Source organism: Prochlorococcus marinus subsp. marinus str. CCMP1375 (genome assembly GCF_000007925.1).
GTDB lineage: Bacteria > Cyanobacteriota > Cyanobacteriia > PCC-6307 > Cyanobiaceae > Prochlorococcus_E > Prochlorococcus_E marinus.
Map to the genome: position 1 here is coordinate 1348206 of NC_005042.1, position 19255 is coordinate 1367460.

A 19255-nucleotide genomic window follows, 5' to 3' on the forward strand; every position below is an offset into this window, starting at 1 on the left:
TTTCATCTCCTTTATCAAAAGCCCCTAAACCATTGGCAGGAATAGGGAGATCACTAAAGATCGAATAATGGAGTGAAATCAAAAAACCATAACTTCAAATTCCTGATATCATTTCAATAGTTTCAAAAGGGAGGTGATCCATTGTCGTATCAACCATACGGTCAGGAGTCAATAGCGATTAAAAAGTTCCAAGCTAATTTGGCTCCTGCTTTTTTAATGCAATCTGAAAAATAAAAATTAAAGTTTCCGCCTTGCACTCATAAGGTTTTTGAGTTTTACTTTATACAGTTGAGACGTTGCCTTCGGAATAGTTAGCCGAAGGTATTTTTTTGGATAATTATAATGATTCGGATTTTTATTAAATTATAAAAGCGACTTTTATTCTTCAAAGAAGGATAAAAAGTTAATCAGGGCAATTGATTGCAACTATATTTAGTAATATTTTATACAGTTAATCAAAATACAAATAGCCATGAAGACTTAAATTGGTCTTGTTGGAAAAGAACAAGTCCTCTTAAGGCATATTTCCTAAGAGCCCTAATTAGTCACACCTCAAAGGCTTCCCTTCTTCTAAGAGCTTGAGCAACCTTCCCTGCAACAAATGGAATATGAACAGAATATTTCTTTAGTTGAATGCGTTCTTCTAGGCTTACCGTTTGGCCAGTCGCTAAACGATCAATAATCTCCTCAAGTCGAAGACGCGTTTCAGTTGAAAGCATGCGAATTGACATTGGTTGATACAAATTTAGTTAATGATAATTAATTTATGAAGTTTGGGAAGGAGCAAAAGCCAAAAAATCATCCTGAATAGATCACTGGAAAACCTTGCAAAAATCAGGAGCCAAGAACAACTATGCAAAGATTCAAAAAGTTTGCAGAAAATAGCTTTAACATCTAAATAAGTCTTATTAAATCAATGGCCGACAAAAAAGGGAAAGAATTAGCAACCGTTTCCGTTTACCTCAACACAGGTATAGCTGCTGGTCTTTTTGGAATAGGCTTTATTGTAGCTGCTCTTGTATTTGGGGTTACTATACTCATTATCAATTAAGGTCATTATTGAAAATTAATATCTTGAGAATACCCTCAAGGCCAAAATTGTCCTAGAGGCTTTTCTTGCTATCAGACATACTCATTTCTTTTATGCAACGAAGAATTGAGTATTTCTTTCAGGTGGTTTTATTGAAATAAATAGCGAAGCTAAAATATGAACTACTATTTACTAATCCTCGCTATTTCTCAAGCATGGAAACCTTCTGAAGGTTTAATCAAATTTGTTTTTGTTATTGGTGCTTTCCTCATAGCAGGTGTTGCACTTTCAATATTTACCTTCTATGAGGACTGCTATTGGGGAGATGCTCCATACAGAGAATATTTAAAGCACGGAAAAAAGTCATCTTCATAGATTTAAAGATGCTCACTTGATATCTAGCAAAAAGTTTTATAAATTAATTTCAAGTAAAATCTACTTAATCTTATAAGTAAGCATAATTTTCTAATGAAAACAGAAGAAATTTCATGGGAAGCTGAACTGGATTTAGATGCTGTTAATTTCTCAGTAAACCAAGCGCTGAACACTAAAAAGCTTTTTAGATATCAATTTAAAGAATCAAATAGTTTGGTCAACATCCTTGAAAATGAAGTATGTAAATATGTGCAAAGTGATTTTGCACTTGGTGTTTCATCAGCAACTAATGCTATTTTCTTGGCCCTAAAAGCAGTCGGTGTCAAGTCCAATTCAAAAGTTCTAATCCCAGCTTTTACTTTTACTGCAGTTCCCAGTGCTGTTTTGCAGTGTGGCGCAGAGCCTATTCTCGTAGACATTAACGATAATTATGTAATTGATCTAAAGGACTTAGAGTTAAAGATTATCTCTACGGAGGCTAAATACCTCTTGCTATCGCACATGAGGGGACACTTGTGTGATATGGACAAAGTAGTAAGTATCTGCAGAAAGTATTCAATTATTCTTATTGAAGATGCTGCTCATGCTTTAGGAGTTAAATGGAAGGGGAAGCATGCAGGGACATTTGGTGTAGCAGGAGTTTATTCTCTACAATCTTATAAATTGATCAATGCTGGAGAAGGTGGAGTACTAGTTACTAATGATCCTGAGGTTTTCTGGAAATCAGTATTTATGTCTGGATCTTATGAAAAGAATTATCTATTGCATTCCTCAAATCAAACTGATATTGCTGAAAAATATATCAACCAGTTACCAATATTTAATGTAAGAATGAATAACTTGACTGCTGCCATAGCCATTCCACAAATCCATAATATTGAATCCACTATTGATAAAATAAATGAAAACTATATAAGGTTTTCTGAAATACTAGATAGCAATAAAATCATTTGCTTTCCACAAGAGTCAAGCCTAATAAGAGCAGTGAGAGACTCAGCACAAATACGTATAAAATTAAATGAGAGTCTTCGACTGAAATTAAAATCAGAGCTAAATAATTCAAATATCCCAATCAGTTATTTTGGCGGTAAAAATAATACCAATGCACGTTTATATGAAAACTGGAAGTTTCTAGATATAAGTAATGCTGTACTCCCTAATACTAAAAGAAATTTAGAAGAAGTATTCGATCTTCGATTACCTACTCATTTCACAATCACTACAATTGAGAACATCGCAAGAGTCTTCTTAAAAGTATTAAAAAAGGTAGAATCCAATAGCTGAATCTTGGGATCTTAATTCAATAAAATCCCAGGATGGCAAATAATTATATTTATAATGAGAAATATAAAAGAAACAAATGTAATTTAATCAAAGAAAAGAATTTGAAGTAAATTGAATATTAATTAGGTTCACAAGTCTTTTTTTGATCCAGACTTTGTGATCAGGCAGCTCAATCTTGAAATGCTCTTAAGCCAGCACAAAACGCTAAGGAATTTCATTCAAGCTATCTTCACACAGCATTATTTCATTGAGGAACTTTAATTTGAACACATCAAGCCGCTGGTCAAACTTGTTTCACTTCTTCAAAGCTAAGACAAAAAGCATATATCTCAAAGCTTTTGGAGAAGCTAAGCCTAAAAACCCAATAAAGGATTGGGAACAAAAGGTTTTAGAGAGAAGATTGAAAACTAAGGAAGCTAAAGAAGCTTGGGAAGAAAAAAGAAGAGCTGCTTCTCTCCTTATAGACGAAGCTCCTGTGCCTATACAAAATCAAGAAACCCTTGGAATTAAAGACCTAGAATAAGGATAGGGTACGACTCAGTACATTTAGTTATCTATATGCATTAATAAGAGAAGAAAGCTCAACTACAGACCCAATAGCGAAGAGGGTTTAAGTGAAGAATCCAAATATCCAAATAGCTGCAGCAACTAATACACTTATCATATATAGATAAGCAATTAAATTTCCCCAACTTTCTTTGTTCATAATTCCTGCTGATTTTAAGAACAATAATTCAGGATATAGCTCAAGACAATAAAAGCATCTAATAATGCTGTAACACTACAGATAAAAACTATTGGTGAAAAGCTTATAGCAATATTCATCAAGAAGTAAAATCCAACGTAAGATAAAGAAAGTTCTATAAATTATAACTATGTATTGGTTTGCTACTAAGGGTCTTTTTGGCATATCCCCTACAACTGATCAACTCATAGTTGTCAACTTGGCCGCCATACTGATAGCCACAACTTTCAATGCCCCTCAGAAAGTGATCAAGTGGGGAGGTCTAATCGTTGCAGCAACTACTACTACATGTGCAATATGGTGTGGTCACTAATTTAATAACCTTCGCGCTATGAGAATGAAAGCGAATATTAAAAAACTTCCTTCATTCAAGATATTTGCAATCTTATTGAACAGATGACCTGTCTATGGCTGTTTTGAATGTAAATTTCTTATATAAGTGACAAAGATTAAGTTAAATATTCTCTTCCTCTACATCAATCTCTGAAAAGACTGAAAAAGGGAGCAGCTGAATATCCGCGTAAATTCAATAAGACCGAAGTATCTTCGTAATTTCCTTGTCTTTGATCATAGAGGTAGCAGCTTTTGATCTTCTTTTTGCATCAATTAGAGCAAAGAGTTATTGAATTTCTGTATTTTTCTTTATTCCTTGTGCCTTCCGGTTTTGATCAATTCCACTAAAACCGATGGCAAAAAAAATAAAATAAATCCCCAAAGTCAACAAAACTACCGCTAATAAAATTGAAAAGGGATTCATTAATCTTTGCTAACAAAGAAATCTTAATCGATTTTGCTAAGGATCGATGAAAATAAAAAGCCAGCGAACTAAAAAGCTCACTGGCAATAAATTGATTAGAAAAACTCTAAAGCTTTTAACCGTCGCCTTCAGGAACTAAACGAAATCCTTTGCGACCCATTTTGATTTCAAAGTTATCGCCAGGCTTAAGATCTAAAAGAGCTGTGTAGGCTTTGCCGATCAATAGATTTCCATTACCTTGAACAGTTGCTACATAACTAAGCTTCCTTCCACCTTTACCAATACCTCCTGCGCTTTCAGATGCAAGATTTACACCTTTAGCTTCAAGAAGAGCTTCGTAAAATGCTGTGAAGTTAAGACGTTCGCCACCGCCTTTCTTTGTGGATACATATCCACATGCCTTGACTAGATCAGATTTTGATACATCACCTAAGTCCTTGACTTTGGCTAACAAATCCTTACCCGTGAGCATAATAAATAATTAGAGTGTCTTTTCATAATAACTTATATATAAGAAAGAGACAATATTTATATTAGTTTTGCCACTAAAGGAATGTATAAACTGTCATATACCGGTCGCTGCTTTTATCGCAATCTCAGGAAGAAGTTAACTTCAGACAAACGAAAAGAGACCTATCATTCAAGGACTGAGTGATCAGGAAACCAATGATTTCAATCCAAACTTTTTCCTCATTTGCCTATTATTATTAACAGCTTCAATTCTCCACCTCCCTGCTTGCTAAGTCAGTCAACTTAAGAAGAGACTTGCAACAAGTAATTCGAAATTTGATCGCCTATTTGTTTCGAGCAATGCGCTTGTGCGGTCTCAGTATTAGTCAAGTCAGTATCTTCTTACAATTTAGTAATTCTCAAATAAAATTCCAATTTGTTCAAAAGCAATTCGATTTTTAAAGTTCCAATAGCATAAAGCCTATTTGCAAATTAATTGCCACCTGCTCATAGAGCTTACCCAAGAAGGGCAAAAATCAGTTACTGACTGAGCTTTCAATCAATTAGTTAATGAAACTAACTAAGTTCTTTTAGAATTATTCAAGCCAATGATAGTTAAAGGTCTATGAGAATGAAATAAAAAATCTAATTCATTTGACCTTTTATTAAGATTGCTGAATAAAGAAGAGACTCAAGCGTTGGCAAATAAATTGAGATTTAAGGATTCCCTTAATTGATGATTTCCAAGTTTTCCGGTTTTCTGCATAAGATCAAATTATTGGAAGAATGTTCATAAAGTTCTCTTAATCAAAAGCTTTCTCTGCCACCTGAAAACTCAATTGAGACAAAAGAGCAACTTAAGCATTGTAGCGATAGATACAATTTATAAAGAGAATGCGGCCGCCTGGTTATGCACCTAAAAATAAGTATGTCTCAGAGAAGAGTCAATTCACTGTATCGAATAACAGAATCTTGCTCAAAATCTCAAGAGTCTTTTAGTTTTGATAGTAATGAATTAACTTCGACTGCTTGGAAATATATAAAGGATGGCAAGGATGACCTTCTTTAGTAAGACCAATTACGTAAGGTGTTTTTGAATCATAATCTCTTATCTTCTTTAAAACTTGATTATTTCTATTCATGAGTTTCCCATTCACTCCCCAGCCAATCCATAAATCGCATAAATGATTGTTTGACCAATGTCTTAGGTTTTTATTTATTTCAAAATCATTCCTTGGCCCAATAGGATCATGGCAATATTTAAGTATTTTTGGCTTTTTGGATATCTTTGCAAATAAATTAATAACCGTAAGAGATCCATATCCCCATAAATCTGCAAATCCTACAATTCTCCTAATTGTAGGATCATTCTCAGAAGAATTTGCCATTGAGGGATTTAAACCAACGAAAATTAGTTCTTTTTTTGAATTATTTAGAAATCTAGTCAGTCTCCACCTATAAATTCCACAAGAACTAAATGAAGCATCTGATCTCATTCTTAAAATACCCTAATTAATAATCAAGCTTCTCTCTCTGATAAAGAAGAGCTTGCACTCATGTACCTGAAAGACTTAAGCTGCTCCAACTGTACTATTAATGAGAGAGAGACTTCTTATCATCAATTTTAAGCTTATAATAAAAAGGTAAATCAATAAGTAAAAACTACTCTTAGCCAATCATTCGCTAAGTTCGATAGAAAAGACTATTAACATCAAACAATCAAGTGCCCAAAATTAAAGGTGATAACGCTAAGAAAAAGTAATTTGTATTAATTGTTTTTTAGAAAACTTGAGGTTATCTTTTATATATATATTAATCTTGTGTTGAAAGATCCTTGAAAATGCAACAAAATCAAGATCAGAGTTTGACTAAGCAGAAAAGTTCATTTAAACAAAACTTACTCAACTTCTTCAAAAGTAAAAAGGCAGATTTAAATAGCAAAGCAACTTTAGAGCCTATAACTGAAGAAAAAAAAGAAATCCCTGATTGGGATAAGAAAGTACTTGAAAGGACTCTAAAGACTAAACAAGCAAAGAAAGCTTGGGAAGAAAAGAAAATAGTTTCAGCTCTAGAGGCTTCCCAAGAATTACAAGCTGCCCAAGAACTTAAAGCTTCCCAAGAATTACAAGCTGCCCAAGAACTTAAAGCTTCCAAAGAATTACAAGCTGCCCAAGAACTTCAAGCTGCCCAAGAATTACAAGCTGCCCAAGAACTTCAAGCTGCCCAAGAACTTCAAGCTGCCCAAGAACTTAAAGCTGCCCAAGAATTACAAGCTGCCCAAGAACTTAAAGCTGCCCAAGAATTACAAGCTGCCCAAGAATTACAAGCTGCCCAAGAACTTCAAGCTGCCCAAGAATTACAAGCTGCCCAAGAACTTAAAGCTGCCCAAGAACTTAAAGCTGCCCAAGAACTTAAAGCTGCCCAAGAACTTAAAGCTGCCCAAGAACTTAAAGCTGCCCAAGAACTTCAAGCTGCCCAAGAACTTAAAGCTGCCCAAGAACTTCAAGCTGCCCAAGAACTTAAAGCTGCCCAAGAACTTAAAGCACTTTCTAAGCATGCAATGAGTTCATCGCTAGAAACATTGATAACTTCCGGGAGCCAAATAATCAATAAAGTATTTAAAAAGAACAAGTAATCGCCTACTATAAATAAATTATAAATTTCATTCTTTGTTTGAACAGTCAACGTCAATAAGGTATTAGAAGAAAATCAATATTTAACCTCAACAAAAAGGCTTTCCAATTAAAATCAAAAATATTTTCATAATAACGCCAAATTTTAATGACCCTATAAAATTGAATATTATTCTAAGCAAGCAAATTATCGGGCCAACTCCAGGTAAATATATAGAGAATAACTCTGGGACAAAGCATGTATATTTTCTAGAATTAAAAAGCAGGGCCTCCAATTAGTCTTTTATTGACTAGAAAAGGCCTTTTTTAGGCTTGTCTTTATATGGTTGTTCGCCTGATTCAGGAGGCAAGTTTGTGCTTTTTTCCGAAACCATAGCTTCTCCCATTGCTCCCATTGCCTTTTTAATCCATGATTTGATTCGGACAGTTAAAGATTCAGGCATGCTTTAAGACTCCAATACTTACTAAGAATAGTATTTATTTTATTGAGTCATAATAACTAATTTATAATTCATAATAAAAGCAGATTTGCAAAGACTATTGAAAGGTGTTGATAAATATGGTAAAAATTTTCTTCATTTAAATTTTATGATTTGACCTTAATGAATCCTTTAATTTAAGTTAATTATCGCTCTAGAAGGTGATTAAAATATTAATAGCTAAAACTCCTTTACAAATGAGTGGCGGGTGTAAAATCAAATTCATCTTGCTCCCTTTCAGCTCTTCTAAAGTAAGAATTAAAGTGCTATGGCTCGCAAGAAAGATCGCCTAAAAATAAATAAAGCTGGGCCTTTTTTTGTGGATTCTAGCTGTATAGATTGTGGAAGCTGCGTGCATATAGACCCCGAGCACTTTGGACAAACTGGCAATAGTTCTTATGTTCATACACAGCCAAGTAGTCAAAAAGAAATTAATCAAGCGCTTTTAGCTTTAGTCGATTGTCCTGTAGCAGCAATAGGAGCACCCAAAAGATTAACCTCCCAAATTTCTAATGATATTTTCCCAATTATGGTTACCAAACATTCCTCAGGAGAGGTGTATTACTGCGGATGGAGTTCCAAGCTTAGTTTTGGAGCTAGTAGCTGGCTAATTCGCAGCTCTGAAGGTAATGTTCTGATTGACTCGCCACGCTGGAGTGCTCTACTTGCAAGAAAAATCGAAGAGATGGGAGGCATAAGCAAAATGGTTCTAACTCATCGAGATGATGTGGCAGATCATTCGAAATGGGCTAAAGCCTTTAATTGTGAAAGATTCATTCATAAAGAAGATGCAGATGCAGCCCCTGAGGCAGAACATCTATTGACTGGCATGAATGTTATCCCCATATCAAAAAACCTCAAATTAATACCCACTCCAGGTCATACAGCAGGGTCGCTAGTAGCATTACTTGGTAATAAACAACAAATACTTTTTAGTGGAGATCACCTTTGGTGGAATCCTTCCAAAAAAGTAATGATTGCATCAAAAGATTATTGCTGGTGGAATTGGTCAGAGCAATTGAAATCAGTTAAAAAGCTTTTAGATCTTGATATCGAATGGTTGCTACCTGGGCATGGGCATGCTCATCGATTTAAGAAAGGAGAGTGGGAGATAGCTCTTTCTCAAACTCTGATGCATGCAGAAAGCTCAGAGGACTCATTATCTTATTAACCAAATGGACGAAAGACTTTTCTTTCCAGCGACGTCTCGAAATAGAGATTGCATAGCGGAAGCTCTTTCGAAGTTTCTACCCGACAAAGGATCAGTCCTTGAAATAGCGAGCGGAAGTGGAGAGCATGGTGTTGCTTTTCAAAAACTTTTCCCTTTTATAAAATGGCAAACAAGTGATCCTAATCACTCTTATAGAAAAAGTATTCGAGCTTGGATTATTCATCAAGGGTTAGAAGCAAAGATGCCACAACCTATAGATCTTGATGTGGAAAGCAAACCTTGGCCATTAGCGCAAGAATTTCGAAGAACACTTAAAACCATTGTTTGCATAAACATGCTCCACATATCTTCATGGGGATGCACACAATCCCTCTTTGAAGAATCAGCAAATCACCTGAAAAAGAATAATTTATTAATTCTGTATGGACCATTCCAAATAGATGGAAAACATACCAGCAAAAGCAATGAGCTTTTTGATCACTCTTTAAAGACTCAAAACCCCAATTGGGGTGTTAGAGATTTAGCAGAAGTTAATGCAGTGGCTACATCCAATGGACTAAAAAACCATGCTGTTATTGAAATGCAAGCTCATAATCTTCTAGTTGCTTTTAAAAAGAGTTGAAGTAACTATCCGCCGAATAAAAGTTAAAAGCAGTAAATGCGCACAAATTCTCTATGAAGAAGTGCATTACATGCGCTAAAGCAGTTATATGTCCATTTGACTATTTCTTATGCCTGTTGCTACTAAAGCAGTTCTGACTAGAACTAAATTCTCTAGTCAGTCAAAATTTGCAACCAGCAAACTTATTCAGAATTTAGGTTCTAATCCAGAACAGTACAGGTTTGATGGAAGTTTAAGAACAGTTCATGGAAGAGATTAGAGCTTTCCTAACTAAAAGCTTTCTATAAGGGACAACTGCCTTACATAAGCTAATCTCATGAATACTCAATTAAATCAAAGGATATTTTTATTTTTTTAATCCCTAAATATAAAAGAAGCAGAATATTTGTATTTGGTAAAGATTTATCAAGTCATCAATCTATTATTTATTAATAGTAAGCTCCCTATCTTTGCAAAGTTGATCTAAAGATGGGCGTCCAGTAACATTAAAACGCCAATGCGACCAAATCTCGTAAAACTTATCAAACAAAGGTCTTAATAATGGCCATGAGGTTGGCGCATAAAACCAGCCAAGTCCCACCAGACTATATGCCTCACGAAAGGCTTGTACATCTTTAACAATATCTCCCTTATCTGTAATTCCATGTATTCTGCCCATCGCCTCTCTATAGCTAATTCCGCAATAAAGACCTGAGTCATAATCAGGAGCATCAATATCTACAAATGAGATATTGTTTAGTTTATCTCTAGAACTAATAAAACTGATCTCTCTTTGGCAAAGAGGGCATCCTCCATCAAATAACAACGTCAATTTTTTTTTGTCCACTTAGGAGTTAAGATAACAATGTAGTTCTAATAGCATAAGTGACTTTTCAAAAAAGACTAGTTAATGTTAGTAATAAAAAGGCGGAGAGATATAAACCCTTAAGGCTTTATTCAAATAACTTAGATTGGCTTCATTAATTTTATCTATAAAAAGATTTACTCAAAAACTCCTCTAATAAGCTATTAGAATTATTGCCCTTGGTTATTAGTTATCCTTTAAAGCTATGTAATCTCTTAATCATTAAATTATAAATAAAGGCCTCATCCTCATCATTAATATTAGAAGTCAAATCAATATTTTTTCTGATTTGTATAAATCCTCAGATCCTTGTAACAACTTTCCAAGTAGAGAAAATATTACTCTAAAATAGATTTAATAAGTGTAAGCCTAAGCAATTGAAACTTGCTTGATGTTTATAACTATCACAGTCCTACTTTCGCATTGCAATATAATAAAAATATACTTACATATTAAATTTCAATTGCTTCAACCAATACCTTTGAAAGAGAGTGCAAAGGGTCACCACTCCACTCCTGTAGAATCTTTTGCATTGGAAATTTACCAGTTTCCTTAATAGCCATGGCAATTTCATCAGAGGAGAGGACATGTTTCCCCATCAAAATTTGAGTTATCAAATCAAAATCACCTTTATACTTAGAAGTAATGTCTGACAGCTGTGCTAAAGCATGCTGAAAATTAAGCCCTTTTAACGAAGAATGCTTTTGAAATTCATATCTAGCTGCGGCACTATAAGCTCTTGCTCCTTCATCAGTAAAAGACTTGCCTTTTAATCCTGAAATTGGTTCAGACCCAAGAAAAGACAATTCATCTTCGAGGATGGTTCCATCTAGAGATATTGACAAGGCACTCGAAAGAATCTTATTAGCAAGCTCGTTTACATCTATGCCAGAATGCTTTGCACGTTCTTTTAACGCGTTAAGTATGTAAGGGTGTATTTTGATCTTTAGCGGTAATTTCGCCACAACTCAGTACATGTGACATTTGATACAAATTAACGCCTAAAGGGCCATAGAAGTAATTTCTAAATAGTTAAGTGTTCAATTCCAATAAATTCTCAAAGAAATATTGAAAATCCAAATAAGAAAAATCCATCATCAAAGGAGATCTAAATTCCGTGACAAGATTAATCGGCTAGAAGGTTGCTTTCACAGCTCTAAGTGAAAAGGCCTCACAGCAGTTCTGAAAAATCTACTTTTAACATTCCAAGAGGCGATGGTAATTTCTTTGTTTTCCACAGAAATCAATATCATGCAATGAGTGATCTAGGCATATAGCGTTAATTGCAAATCACTTAATCTATCTTGATCAAGATAGTGCGCCTAATCAGTTGAGGAAGCATCTCTCATATAGTTTTGAATGCACATTCTCTACAGAAAAAGGGAAAGAACAATGGAATAATTTATTTCGAGGTTGAAGTTGCTTCAATAGTTTTAGCTTATTAGAGTCGTTAGAGCAGAACCTAGATGATGTCTAGTTGGTTGGCTATAAAATAGTTTCTAAACCAAAGGCAATATGCTTTGACAAGCTTCCAAATATTCAAAATGAGACCAAAAGAGATTCTTATGACCGTGATTAATGATGCTTATCAATCAATTTAACTAGATTTTTCCATATTAAATAATCTCATTTTCCACATTTTTTCCACAAGCAAGGCATTGTTTTTCTTTTAAACAAAGGGCGGTGTGGAGAAACCTTCATCCAAAGTTTTTTTGCTCAATTTATAGGTGCTATTTATACAACATAATATTGCCTCTATTGACATCCCTGCCAACAGGCGAGTCTCGCTAAAAGTTCTGATGAGACAAGCTTGTTGTATTAACTTGACTGCAAGCCAAAAATGTGAGGAAGTAGTAGTCCCTATTAAAAAGGTATGAATGCAAAGCTTGGATAGGACTAAGAGCAAAATTAAAAAATTATCCGCTTCTTCAGTTATTAAAGATGATGATTCTTTAGTTAGTTTTCTAACAGAAGTTCCTGAGCCACTAAAGGAAGCTATGACAACTTTCATTGAAACCCATCCAAACTGGGATCAATACCGATTGATTCAGGCAGCTTTATCTGGTTTCCTTGTACAAAATGGTATTGAATCTAGATCAATCAACCGCCTTTACTTTCAAAACATGTTTTCTAAGAATGCATTCCAAAAGACACTTTGAGATTGACCTTTGAGATTGACCTTTGAAATTCAATCAAACTTAAGAAGGCTGGAATCAAACTTATGACATTCACAAATTAAAATTTACCAGGGACGATTTCTTTTAACTCTCCTGACTCTATTTCCTTAAGCAAGCCTTTGACGACTCCCCACATTGGTATTCCAGTTGTGAAAGATAATGCTAAAGATGCAACTATCGAATTAACTGGCGAGAAGGTATATGTTTCCAATACTCCTGTAAACATGATTGTTAACCCTGCAAGTGATGAAATATAGCTTGTTATTGATAAAAAACCTTCTAACGGTAGTGGGGAAATTTTATCATTATTCCACCTTTGAATTTTTGTTTGAATCACATAAACGAAAACAAACAAGAAAAAAATAACCATTGAACCACCAATCCAGGCTATCGTCTTAGTTTCAATCATATTTTGCAAAGGGATAAGGTTAAGGCAATCAAACTATTAAATAATTGAAAAGCATAGCATTAATGAATACGAGAAAACAAACTATTTTTATCCATTTATAATCATAGTAGTATTTATGCTCTGGTGCTTATAATCAAAAAAGTTAAAATTAAATGAGTTTAACTAACAGAGAAGGAATGGTTGACCCATCAATTCAAATCTATCAAATAGGTATTATTTTATTATCTTTTCTTTCTGGCATTATAATCTATGGCTTAATTAGAAAAGTGAAATTTAGAAATTTCTTCGAAATTTTATCAAAATGAGTTCAAAATATTATAAGAATATTAAATAAAGCCAGATATAGGTATATAAGCTCTTGAGCAAGCATAGTAAAAGTTTAATAATAGGTCCAACTGATAAGGAGAATTATGAGGTTAGTTAAGCCTTTTAGCATCCTTGGAGGCATTTTTAGTGATGCTTGGATGATGCATGATTTTGACTACAAGTTACCTAAAGAGAGTAAAGAAAGTTATTTCGAAAAAGAGTGCTTAGATCATCCAACAATGTCACATTGCAAAGTATATGACGACTAAATATTATAGCTTTAACAATTAAAGTATTACCTTAATAGATTTTATTGTTTTAATTATATTGATATATTAGTAAGTTTCTGATTAATGCTGATTGCTCTCTATTTAGATTACTTAAGTCATTATTTATGATCAATCTAAGGTTTATTTGTCTACTATGTAATCATAATTAATTTAGATAAAGCTACTATCAACTTGCTTATTTCACGTTTTTAGTAGAATAAAGTCAAGCTAGCTGGTATCAACACGTACATCCTAAGCAAACTTTTACCCCTTTTCGTGCTGCCACTTGGCATTACACTTTGCACTCTTTTTTTACACCTTAACAAAAAATACAGTAGTTCAACTCTAAGTATTTTTATATTTTTATGGACTTTTAGTATTGGTTTGGTTTCTCAAATGCTATGGAAATTTGTAGAGCATCCCTGGCAAAGAATAGATGAAAGTCATGCCCCCACAGCAGATGCAATAGTTGTATTAAGCAGCGGAGGGAGAAGTTTAGCTCCTGGAATATCAAATATCATTGAATGGAATGATCCAGATAGATTCCTTGCTGGAGTAAAACTTTTCAAAGAAAAAAAAGCTCCAAAGTTGTTCTTTACTGGCGGAGCCAGCCCTTATAGGAAAGCTCTTAAGACAGAGGGTGATCTATATAAAGAAGAAGCCATAAGCCTTGGTATCCCCAAAAAAGCCATTTCAACTACTGGTCGGGTATTTAATACTGCAGAAGAAGCTTTTCAAATCAGAAGAAACATCAAAGACAAAGGGTCTCCATCAAAAATTCTTCTTGTGACAAGTGCTTTTCATATGCAACGTGCAAAAAGACAATTTGAGCGCCAAGGTTTTATCGTGCAGCCTTTCCCAGTTGATTTCAAGACAGAGAGGAAATTCAGAAAAACATATTGGAAAAATCCATATAACTGGATACCAAATTCTGAAAGTCTTTTTATGAGTTCAAAAGCTTTAAGAGAACTTCTAGGACGAGCTGTTTACAGATCGTGGTAAAAAGTTTAGAGCACTTGAGGCAAGGCTTCTAAGATCAATGCTCGTTTCTAGAGTATAAGTAGTTATTAATATGATTTATTTTGAGAGTTATCAATTAGACCTTACTCATTTATTTTATGACATTAATTCTACAGCCTAGTTTAATTAGGCCTCTATCTAAAAGTCTGCCAAGTTTTAAAGCTGTTGCCTCTTCAATACGAGAAAAGTCACGCTGATGTGAAGCAATCCAATTCATTTCATCACTAGTGATTACACCAGATGAAACTGTTTGAAGAAAAAGCAATCCAAGATTCATAGCATTGGCTCCAATGAATTAGATAAAAGCAATCAGATTAAAGGCTGATTCTTAAATCTGGTTCAAAAAGGCCGACTGATCCCCATCACCCAGCCAATTTATGAAACACTAACAACTCCAAACCACTAATTCAACTTTCGTAACACCATATATAGAATTGGCTTAACCAAACTTCAAGTTAAGCCACTACTAGTAGTAGGTGAGACCTTTTCCCTGATAGCCTTTATCTAAGACAAGTATATGACGCAAGCTTTGCAAATTAAGGAGAGTCTATGTTTCTCATTTCTCTGAATACAACTAATTAAATTCCGTTTAAGAGGTGTATCAAATCCCAGCCCTAAAGGCAATACGTCCTGTTAAGCCAAAAAACTATCAGTCAAAATAGTAAATAAAATTAGGGAAGAGTAGTTTAAAGACATTTTCATTAAACTTGAATTATCAACTCTTACTTGAATATTATTCCTTAGGGACGGAATTAACTGACGAGGACCTAGAACTTCTTGATCTAGAACTATATACTCAAATCGAAAGTATAAAAACCTCCTATTATCATGGATGCCTTGAAGTTGCACCAGAGAAAATTTGCTTAGCTTCTGAAATTTGCAAAGGTAATCTTTGGATCACTTGCTTAGCTACTGTATTAGATAAGTTAAAACCTTCTTCTTTAGCGAGTCAAGACAGAGTTAGAAAAGTGTTTGATGAGTTGCTTAGAAATAATTACTTAGTCATTCATTAAGCCTGCTGAACTTTTAACGGTGCTATTTAAAACATTTTATCTTTTTGAGTCTTAAACTATTCTTATATATTCAATCAAATAATGGAAAAAAGAAATCTAAAAAGGATTATTCATGACCTTGAAAGACTTCTCAATGAATTGAAGAGCGAGGTCTATTCTGATAAAGAAGCATATGTGCATCCTTGGTACGAGCAAGCAGGAAATGCTCCTAAAAGAATTCACTCTGAAGATGATGATGGATATGCTGACTAATCAGTCCTCCAAAATTATTGCTTTAAGGGCTTTGAGGATTTTAAGCAAGTATACAAATGAGTAATTTTCACTTCACCGATCAGCAATTTATAGAAATTCGTGAAATCTGGAGAGACATCAACTCTCAATGCAAAATATTTCAAGAAAACACTGGTTGTCCAAATAGCGAAATAGTAAAGATGATTGACTCAGCCAAGAGTTACTGGGAAGAAAAAGGTAAAGGTTAAAAGGCAAAATTTAGCTTTATTTTATTTGCTCCTATTAATTTTTATTGAGTTATATCTTATAAATTATTCTATGAGAAATAAAGAAAAAGAAGTCTCATGTATCTAAAAAGCCTTGATGGCTGTCTCTTGGCAATTGGCTCATATCCAGCTTTTCAATATGACGCTAGAGGTGGAGGGGGATCAGCCGTAGTGATTAAAAGTGAAAAAAATAATATTAAGTACATAAAATTTGCTCCTGAAACATTTTCAATACCTGCACTTACTTCAAAAACAACAAAGTTTTTAGGACTTCCATTGCTAATAGGCTTAAAGATCCAAATGTATCTGGAAATCCTTGAAGGAACTATTAACCTAGATTCTGGAGAAGTTTTATTGAATTTTGAATCGAGATTTATTTTCAGCATTTTCACTAAATTTCATTTTCCAAGTTTATTTGTCAAAACATGTCTTAAAACAGGAACCGTAAAAAGTGATTTATATCAAGAAACTGGTAATGTGGTTCAACAAAATGGAGTTGCAAAGCTCGTAGGAGTTGCTTGCATTCCTAAGACTGGTAACAAAGCCTTGGATCTCTTCCTTGGTCTACCTAATGAGGCCTTGGCTATTCTTCAGTGTGAAATAAATATTGAGTCGTGAACAAACATTAATCAAATGAACACTATTGAGACTCCTAATATAGTTGTTCCAGTTAATACTATGCTTTTCCAATTCACTTTCTCACCTTCAGCCCTTGCAAAAAGTAATGAGATTGCAGGCGAAGTACTTAGTAATGTCCATCCCAATCCAATTGGCAAGGATTGGAAAACATTTTGCTGCAATAATATACCTAAATTAGTACCTAAGAATGTTGCATAGAACAGTCTTATTTTATTTGCAGGAGGAAGCTCTTTTATTGATCTAATTAAATTGAGGTTAACCGATAATAATAAAGCAAGAACACTACCAAGTAATCTAATTTCTGTCGTTTGAAATGGATTAAGGCTAGAATTTAAAAGGACAATTCTTGATAAAGCTGCTGCAACTACAGCACAAAAGACTGAAAGGAATGCAAAGAAAAAACCTTTTTGATTTATGCTATTAAATTTAAAATTATTATTCTCATCTACATTTTGTGACGCTATCCCTATCAAAGAAATAGTTACAATTAAAACACCAATCCATACTTTTAATTGAAGCACCTCATTTAACATGAATGAGCCTAAAAGGCTCGCTATAATTGGCGATGTAGCTTCTACAGTAAGGGTCTTCCTAGTCCCTATTTTTTTCAAGGCAGTTATATATAATGAGTCCCCTATAGCAATTCCAATAATTCCACTTAGCAAAAGAATGCAAACATATTTAAAATTAGATATAAAGTCAAAAGTAAATATTATTGGTAAAAATATAATGAATGCAATTATATTTTTTATTACATTTACGTGTATAGAAGAGAAGTATCGAGTCTGTTGCCTCCATAAAAAACAAGCATATGTCCAAGAGAAAGAAGCCCCCAAGGCTGAAATGATTCCAATCAAATCTGAGAGAGGGAAGTTATCCCTAATTGAGAATATTTATTCAAGTCAATCAATGGCGACAAAATTTCCAACCTACGAAAAATCATTTACCCATTGCTCTTCTGAGTTTTTCTGCTTCATCCATACCTTCCATAATCGTAAAGGTTGCATTTTTGGTTGCAGCGATACGAAGCTTCGATAACTCTTGATATTCCTCCGACTCATAAGCTTCAACAGCAGCACGCATAGAGGAGAACTCACAAATAACTGCCAAATTTGCCCCTTCTGTTCTTTCTTTCCCTTGTGGCTCTGTATCTTTTGCAAAAACTTCTCCACCAACACCTTTTAGCCAAGGACCTACTTTCCCGACATACTCAGCAAATAAAGCTTGATTGATAACTGTTGAGGTTGAAATCCAATAGCCTTTCGCACCTTTCTTGTCCATAAAAATAATTTAAAAGCCTAGAGAACTTTTTTAGTCCTCATTCAACATTACCAATCTGGGTAACTAAAGTCATCTCCAATAGGCTCTTCATAAAACCCTCCTTCTTTGATACCTCTCTTATAAATTTCAAGGAATCTAAGAAATAATTCAGGCATCATTTTTTGTTTTCAAGGCATACATAAGTATGGCGACCAGAAACTTCACTCCATTGTTCACCTAACTGCTCGCAATCAACTTTGTTAGCCATTTCTATCCTTTCTAAACCTGAACCTCTCTTGGAAAGGATTAAATAATATTCTTCGGCACTAGCAACTGGAATGGCAAGTGCACAGGAGATGAATAACAAAAAGCGCATTGACTACAATTACATGTCATTCTAATTATCTACAAAATTAACAGACATCGCAAAGGCCAAACTCATAAATCTAAGACTTCCTCAAATATCACTAATGCATATACCTTTGATTAGCTTGCTACATGAGCAGTCAAATCTCTAAGGCGTTTCAAAGGGTAACCATTATTTTGTTACATCAACACTTCCCATAGGAGCCAAGAAATTCACTATTGCCGGTATCAAGAAAAGAACTGTTATTAATCTGACCGCATGCAAAGCAGCAACAGCTGCACCAACACCAAACTCTGCTCCGACAAGACTCATTCCTATAGTTCCACCAGGTGCTGCCCCTAATAAGGCGACGATCTTTTCTACTCCAAAAAATCTACTAACCAGAAGACCAAGCAAAATGCCAGTTATCAAAAGAGTAAAAGTGATAATCAATGCAGGCTTCCAAAGCAATTGCAATTCACCCAATGTTTCTCTATTTATCCCTGTTCCAATAACTGTTCCTATACCTATGCCAAGTACTGTTTTTGTACCTAAAGGCCAATCTGCAACTTCAAGTTGGCCACTAACGCTTAATAATCCAGCGCCCAAGATAGCTCCTAAAAGTGGTCCTGCAGGGATTCCGGTTAGAAGCATTAGGGAACCCAAGGTGGCACCAGCAAGAATGTATATCAACAAGATTAATAAAGAATGCATTTCAATCAATTTGGCTATATCTCCAAGTTACTAGTGTTTAGGATTCATTTATCAACTAAACAAGAGAAAATTCTGACTATCGTTATGATAAATACAAGTAACCTCCCACAGTCGTCATAGATGTATAAACTACTTGTTAAAAGTCAACTTAAGAAAGTTGCAAAAGCAAGTTGATGAAATATTGTGTTTTCTAACTAAATTAATACCGTTAAATA

Annotated in this window: 28 protein-coding genes; 16 read left to right on the plus strand and 12 right to left on the minus strand. The window is 34.3% G+C overall.

What is annotated here, in order from left to right; translation table 11 throughout:
* Positions 1-545: 545 nt before the first annotated feature.
* Entirely contained in the window at positions 546-731 is a 186-nt protein-coding gene (locus PRO_RS07165) for a hypothetical protein (protein WP_164923240.1), read from the minus strand.
* A 185-nt stretch (positions 732-916) separates the two neighbouring features.
* Here PRO_RS07165 and PRO_RS09620 point away from each other — a divergent pair, with 185 nt between their 5' ends.
* The 5 genes from PRO_RS09620 (at position 917) to PRO_RS07185 (ending at position 3747) form a co-directional block, all read left to right on the plus strand.
* Positions 917-1051, plus strand: a complete 135-nt coding sequence (locus PRO_RS09620; protein WP_268741275.1) for a hypothetical protein — start codon at positions 917-919, stop codon at positions 1049-1051.
* Positions 1052-1207: 156 nt separating this feature from the next.
* The gene (locus PRO_RS07170) at positions 1208-1405 is read left to right on the plus strand and encodes a hypothetical protein (protein ID WP_011125606.1); all 198 of its coding nucleotides are present in this window, start codon (positions 1208-1210) and stop codon (positions 1403-1405) included.
* 93 nt (positions 1406-1498) lie between these two features.
* A complete protein-coding gene (locus PRO_RS07175) occupies positions 1499-2689 on the plus strand; it encodes a DegT/DnrJ/EryC1/StrS family aminotransferase (RefSeq protein ID WP_011125607.1) in 1191 nt (396 codons plus the stop codon).
* A 262-nt stretch (positions 2690-2951) separates the two neighbouring features.
* A complete protein-coding gene (locus tag PRO_RS07180) occupies positions 2952-3212 on the plus strand; it encodes a hypothetical protein (protein ID WP_164923241.1) in 261 nt (86 codons plus the stop codon).
* Positions 3213-3564: 352 nt separating this feature from the next.
* Positions 3565-3747 carry a hypothetical protein gene (locus PRO_RS07185; protein WP_011125609.1) on the plus strand — a complete coding sequence of 61 codons (183 nt, stop codon included), beginning with the start codon at positions 3565-3567 and terminating at the stop codon, positions 3745-3747.
* 559 nt (positions 3748-4306) lie between these two features.
* Here the strand turns inward: PRO_RS07185 and PRO_RS07190 are convergent.
* Together PRO_RS07190 and PRO_RS07195 are read right to left on the minus strand one after the other, a co-directional pair.
* Complete coding sequence (locus PRO_RS07190; protein ID WP_011125610.1) at positions 4307-4663, minus strand: AbrB family transcriptional regulator; 357 nt, start codon at positions 4661-4663, stop codon at positions 4307-4309.
* 973 nt (positions 4664-5636) lie between these two features.
* Positions 5637-6137, minus strand: coding sequence for a DUF1643 domain-containing protein (locus PRO_RS07195; RefSeq protein ID WP_011125611.1), 501 nt, complete (start codon positions 6135-6137; stop codon positions 5637-5639).
* 344 nt (positions 6138-6481) lie between these two features.
* Here PRO_RS07195 and PRO_RS07200 point away from each other — a divergent pair, with 344 nt between their 5' ends.
* On the plus strand, positions 6482-7276 hold the full coding sequence (locus PRO_RS07200; RefSeq protein WP_164923242.1) for a hypothetical protein: 795 nt from the start codon (positions 6482-6484) through the stop codon (positions 7274-7276).
* Positions 7277-7564: 288 nt separating this feature from the next.
* Here PRO_RS07200 and PRO_RS09420 read toward each other — a convergent pair whose 3' ends face one another.
* Positions 7565-7717 (minus strand): hypothetical protein, encoded by a 153-nt coding sequence (locus PRO_RS09420; RefSeq protein WP_011125612.1) that lies wholly within the window; start codon positions 7715-7717, stop codon positions 7565-7567.
* 304 nt (positions 7718-8021) lie between these two features.
* On the opposite strand from PRO_RS09420, the gene PRO_RS07205 reads away from it, so the two are divergent.
* The 3 genes from PRO_RS07205 to PRO_RS09425 all read left to right on the plus strand — a co-directional run bounded on the left by PRO_RS07205 (position 8022) and on the right by PRO_RS09425 (position 9805).
* A complete protein-coding gene (locus PRO_RS07205; RefSeq protein ID WP_011125613.1) occupies positions 8022-8924 on the plus strand; it encodes an MBL fold metallo-hydrolase in 903 nt (300 codons plus the stop codon).
* Positions 8925-8928: 4 nt separating this feature from the next.
* Positions 8929-9546 carry a DUF938 domain-containing protein gene (locus tag PRO_RS07210; RefSeq protein ID WP_011125614.1) on the plus strand — a complete coding sequence of 206 codons (618 nt, stop codon included), beginning with the start codon at positions 8929-8931 and terminating at the stop codon, positions 9544-9546.
* A gap of 109 nt (positions 9547-9655) precedes the next feature.
* Positions 9656-9805 (plus strand): hypothetical protein, encoded by a 150-nt coding sequence (locus tag PRO_RS09425; protein ID WP_011125615.1) that lies wholly within the window; start codon positions 9656-9658, stop codon positions 9803-9805.
* Positions 9806-9967: 162 nt separating this feature from the next.
* On the opposite strand, the gene PRO_RS07215 is transcribed toward PRO_RS09425, so the two are convergent.
* Positions 9968-10372 carry a thiol-disulfide oxidoreductase DCC family protein gene (locus PRO_RS07215; RefSeq protein WP_011125616.1) on the minus strand — a complete coding sequence of 135 codons (405 nt, stop codon included), beginning with the start codon at positions 10370-10372 and terminating at the stop codon, positions 9968-9970.
* Positions 10373-10842: 470 nt separating this feature from the next.
* Positions 10843-11355 (minus strand): hypothetical protein, encoded by a 513-nt coding sequence (locus tag PRO_RS07220; RefSeq protein ID WP_011125617.1) that lies wholly within the window; start codon positions 11353-11355, stop codon positions 10843-10845.
* Between the two features lie 912 nt (positions 11356-12267).
* Here PRO_RS07220 and PRO_RS07225 point away from each other — a divergent pair.
* Positions 12268-12549: a DUF2811 domain-containing protein gene (locus PRO_RS07225; protein WP_011125618.1), complete on the plus strand. Its 282-nt coding sequence runs from the start codon at positions 12268-12270 to the stop codon at positions 12547-12549.
* Between the two features lie 76 nt (positions 12550-12625).
* Here PRO_RS07225 and PRO_RS07230 read toward each other — a convergent pair whose 3' ends face one another.
* On the minus strand, positions 12626-12976 hold the full coding sequence (locus PRO_RS07230) for a hypothetical protein (RefSeq protein WP_036892020.1): 351 nt from the start codon (positions 12974-12976) through the stop codon (positions 12626-12628).
* A gap of 410 nt (positions 12977-13386) precedes the next feature.
* Between PRO_RS07230 and PRO_RS09430 the strand changes: the two genes are divergently transcribed.
* Complete coding sequence (locus tag PRO_RS09430) at positions 13387-13551, plus strand: hypothetical protein (RefSeq protein WP_011125621.1); 165 nt, start codon at positions 13387-13389, stop codon at positions 13549-13551.
* 396 nt (positions 13552-13947) lie between these two features.
* Entirely contained in the window at positions 13948-14553 is a 606-nt protein-coding gene (locus PRO_RS07235; protein ID WP_225866384.1) for a YdcF family protein, read from the plus strand.
* A gap of 109 nt (positions 14554-14662) precedes the next feature.
* Here PRO_RS07235 and PRO_RS07240 read toward each other — a convergent pair whose 3' ends face one another.
* Positions 14663-14848: a hypothetical protein gene (locus PRO_RS07240; RefSeq protein ID WP_011125623.1), complete on the minus strand. Its 186-nt coding sequence runs from the start codon at positions 14846-14848 to the stop codon at positions 14663-14665.
* 430 nt (positions 14849-15278) lie between these two features.
* On the opposite strand from PRO_RS07240, the gene PRO_RS07245 reads away from it, so the two are divergent.
* From PRO_RS07245 to PRO_RS07250, 4 genes are all read left to right on the plus strand, one after another.
* Positions 15279-15584 carry a hypothetical protein gene (locus tag PRO_RS07245; protein ID WP_011125624.1) on the plus strand — a complete coding sequence of 102 codons (306 nt, stop codon included), beginning with the start codon at positions 15279-15281 and terminating at the stop codon, positions 15582-15584.
* 81 nt (positions 15585-15665) lie between these two features.
* Entirely contained in the window at positions 15666-15836 is a 171-nt protein-coding gene (locus PRO_RS09435) for a hypothetical protein (protein ID WP_011125625.1), read from the plus strand.
* 56 nt (positions 15837-15892) lie between these two features.
* Entirely contained in the window at positions 15893-16063 is a 171-nt protein-coding gene (locus PRO_RS09440; protein WP_011125626.1) for a hypothetical protein, read from the plus strand.
* A 96-nt stretch (positions 16064-16159) separates the two neighbouring features.
* Positions 16160-16699, plus strand: a complete 540-nt coding sequence (locus PRO_RS07250) for a hypothetical protein (RefSeq protein WP_011125627.1) — start codon at positions 16160-16162, stop codon at positions 16697-16699.
* Positions 16700-16710: 11 nt separating this feature from the next.
* Here PRO_RS07250 and PRO_RS07255 read toward each other — a convergent pair whose 3' ends face one another.
* From PRO_RS07255 to PRO_RS07270, 4 genes are all read right to left on the minus strand, one after another.
* The gene (locus tag PRO_RS07255) at positions 16711-17577 is read right to left on the minus strand and encodes a solute carrier family 35 transporter (protein WP_021013186.1); all 867 of its coding nucleotides are present in this window, start codon (positions 17575-17577) and stop codon (positions 16711-16713) included.
* 82 nt (positions 17578-17659) lie between these two features.
* Positions 17660-18001, minus strand: coding sequence for a DUF1330 domain-containing protein (locus PRO_RS07260; protein ID WP_011125629.1), 342 nt, complete (start codon positions 17999-18001; stop codon positions 17660-17662).
* Positions 18002-18155: 154 nt separating this feature from the next.
* Entirely contained in the window at positions 18156-18356 is a 201-nt protein-coding gene (locus PRO_RS07265; protein WP_011125630.1) for a hypothetical protein, read from the minus strand.
* Positions 18357-18518: 162 nt separating this feature from the next.
* Positions 18519-19040 (minus strand): AbrB family transcriptional regulator, encoded by a 522-nt coding sequence (locus PRO_RS07270; protein WP_011125631.1) that lies wholly within the window; start codon positions 19038-19040, stop codon positions 18519-18521.
* Positions 19041-19255 lie beyond the last annotated feature (215 nt).

Bases quoted from the DNA above. Each gene is read 5' to 3' on its own strand.
- PRO_RS09420 (WP_011125612.1), bottom strand. From the start codon at position 7,717: ATGCCTGAATCTTTAACTGTCCGAATCAAATCATGGATTAAAAAGGCA.
- PRO_RS07190 (WP_011125610.1), bottom strand. From the start codon at position 4,663: ATGCTCACGGGTAAGGATTTGTTAGCCAAAGTCAAGGACTTAGGTGAT.
- PRO_RS07165 (WP_164923240.1), bottom strand. From the start codon at position 731: ATGTCAATTCGCATGCTTTCAACTGAAACGCGTCTTCGACTTGAGGAG.
- PRO_RS09425 (WP_011125615.1), top strand. From the start codon at position 9,656: ATGCCTGTTGCTACTAAAGCAGTTCTGACTAGAACTAAATTCTCTAGT.
- PRO_RS07270 (WP_011125631.1), bottom strand. From the start codon at position 19,040: ATGCATTCTTTATTAATCTTGTTGATATACATTCTTGCTGGTGCCACC.
- PRO_RS07240 (WP_011125623.1), bottom strand. From the start codon at position 14,848: ATGAATCTTGGATTGCTTTTTCTTCAAACAGTTTCATCTGGTGTAATC.
- PRO_RS09435 (WP_011125625.1), top strand. From the start codon at position 15,666: ATGGAAAAAAGAAATCTAAAAAGGATTATTCATGACCTTGAAAGACTT.
- PRO_RS07185 (WP_011125609.1), top strand. From the start codon at position 3,565: ATGTATTGGTTTGCTACTAAGGGTCTTTTTGGCATATCCCCTACAACT.
- PRO_RS09430 (WP_011125621.1), top strand. From the start codon at position 13,387: ATGAGGTTAGTTAAGCCTTTTAGCATCCTTGGAGGCATTTTTAGTGAT.
- PRO_RS07225 (WP_011125618.1), top strand. From the start codon at position 12,268: ATGCAAAGCTTGGATAGGACTAAGAGCAAAATTAAAAAATTATCCGCT.
- PRO_RS07230 (WP_036892020.1), bottom strand. From the start codon at position 12,976: ATGATTGAAACTAAGACGATAGCCTGGATTGGTGGTTCAATGGTTATT.
- PRO_RS07265 (WP_011125630.1), bottom strand. From the start codon at position 18,356: ATGCGCTTTTTGTTATTCATCTCCTGTGCACTTGCCATTCCAGTTGCT.
- PRO_RS07175 (WP_011125607.1), top strand. From the start codon at position 1,499: ATGAAAACAGAAGAAATTTCATGGGAAGCTGAACTGGATTTAGATGCT.
- PRO_RS07205 (WP_011125613.1), top strand. From the start codon at position 8,022: ATGGCTCGCAAGAAAGATCGCCTAAAAATAAATAAAGCTGGGCCTTTT.
- PRO_RS07195 (WP_011125611.1), bottom strand. From the start codon at position 6,137: ATGAGATCAGATGCTTCATTTAGTTCTTGTGGAATTTATAGGTGGAGA.
- PRO_RS07170 (WP_011125606.1), top strand. From the start codon at position 1,208: ATGAACTACTATTTACTAATCCTCGCTATTTCTCAAGCATGGAAACCT.
- PRO_RS09620 (WP_268741275.1), top strand. From the start codon at position 917: ATGGCCGACAAAAAAGGGAAAGAATTAGCAACCGTTTCCGTTTACCTC.
- PRO_RS07200 (WP_164923242.1), top strand. From the start codon at position 6,482: ATGCAACAAAATCAAGATCAGAGTTTGACTAAGCAGAAAAGTTCATTT.
- PRO_RS07250 (WP_011125627.1), top strand. From the start codon at position 16,160: ATGTATCTAAAAAGCCTTGATGGCTGTCTCTTGGCAATTGGCTCATAT.
- PRO_RS07260 (WP_011125629.1), bottom strand. From the start codon at position 18,001: ATGGACAAGAAAGGTGCGAAAGGCTATTGGATTTCAACCTCAACAGTT.
- PRO_RS07210 (WP_011125614.1), top strand. From the start codon at position 8,929: ATGGACGAAAGACTTTTCTTTCCAGCGACGTCTCGAAATAGAGATTGC.
- PRO_RS07235 (WP_225866384.1), top strand. From the start codon at position 13,948: ATGCTATGGAAATTTGTAGAGCATCCCTGGCAAAGAATAGATGAAAGT.
- PRO_RS09440 (WP_011125626.1), top strand. From the start codon at position 15,893: ATGAGTAATTTTCACTTCACCGATCAGCAATTTATAGAAATTCGTGAA.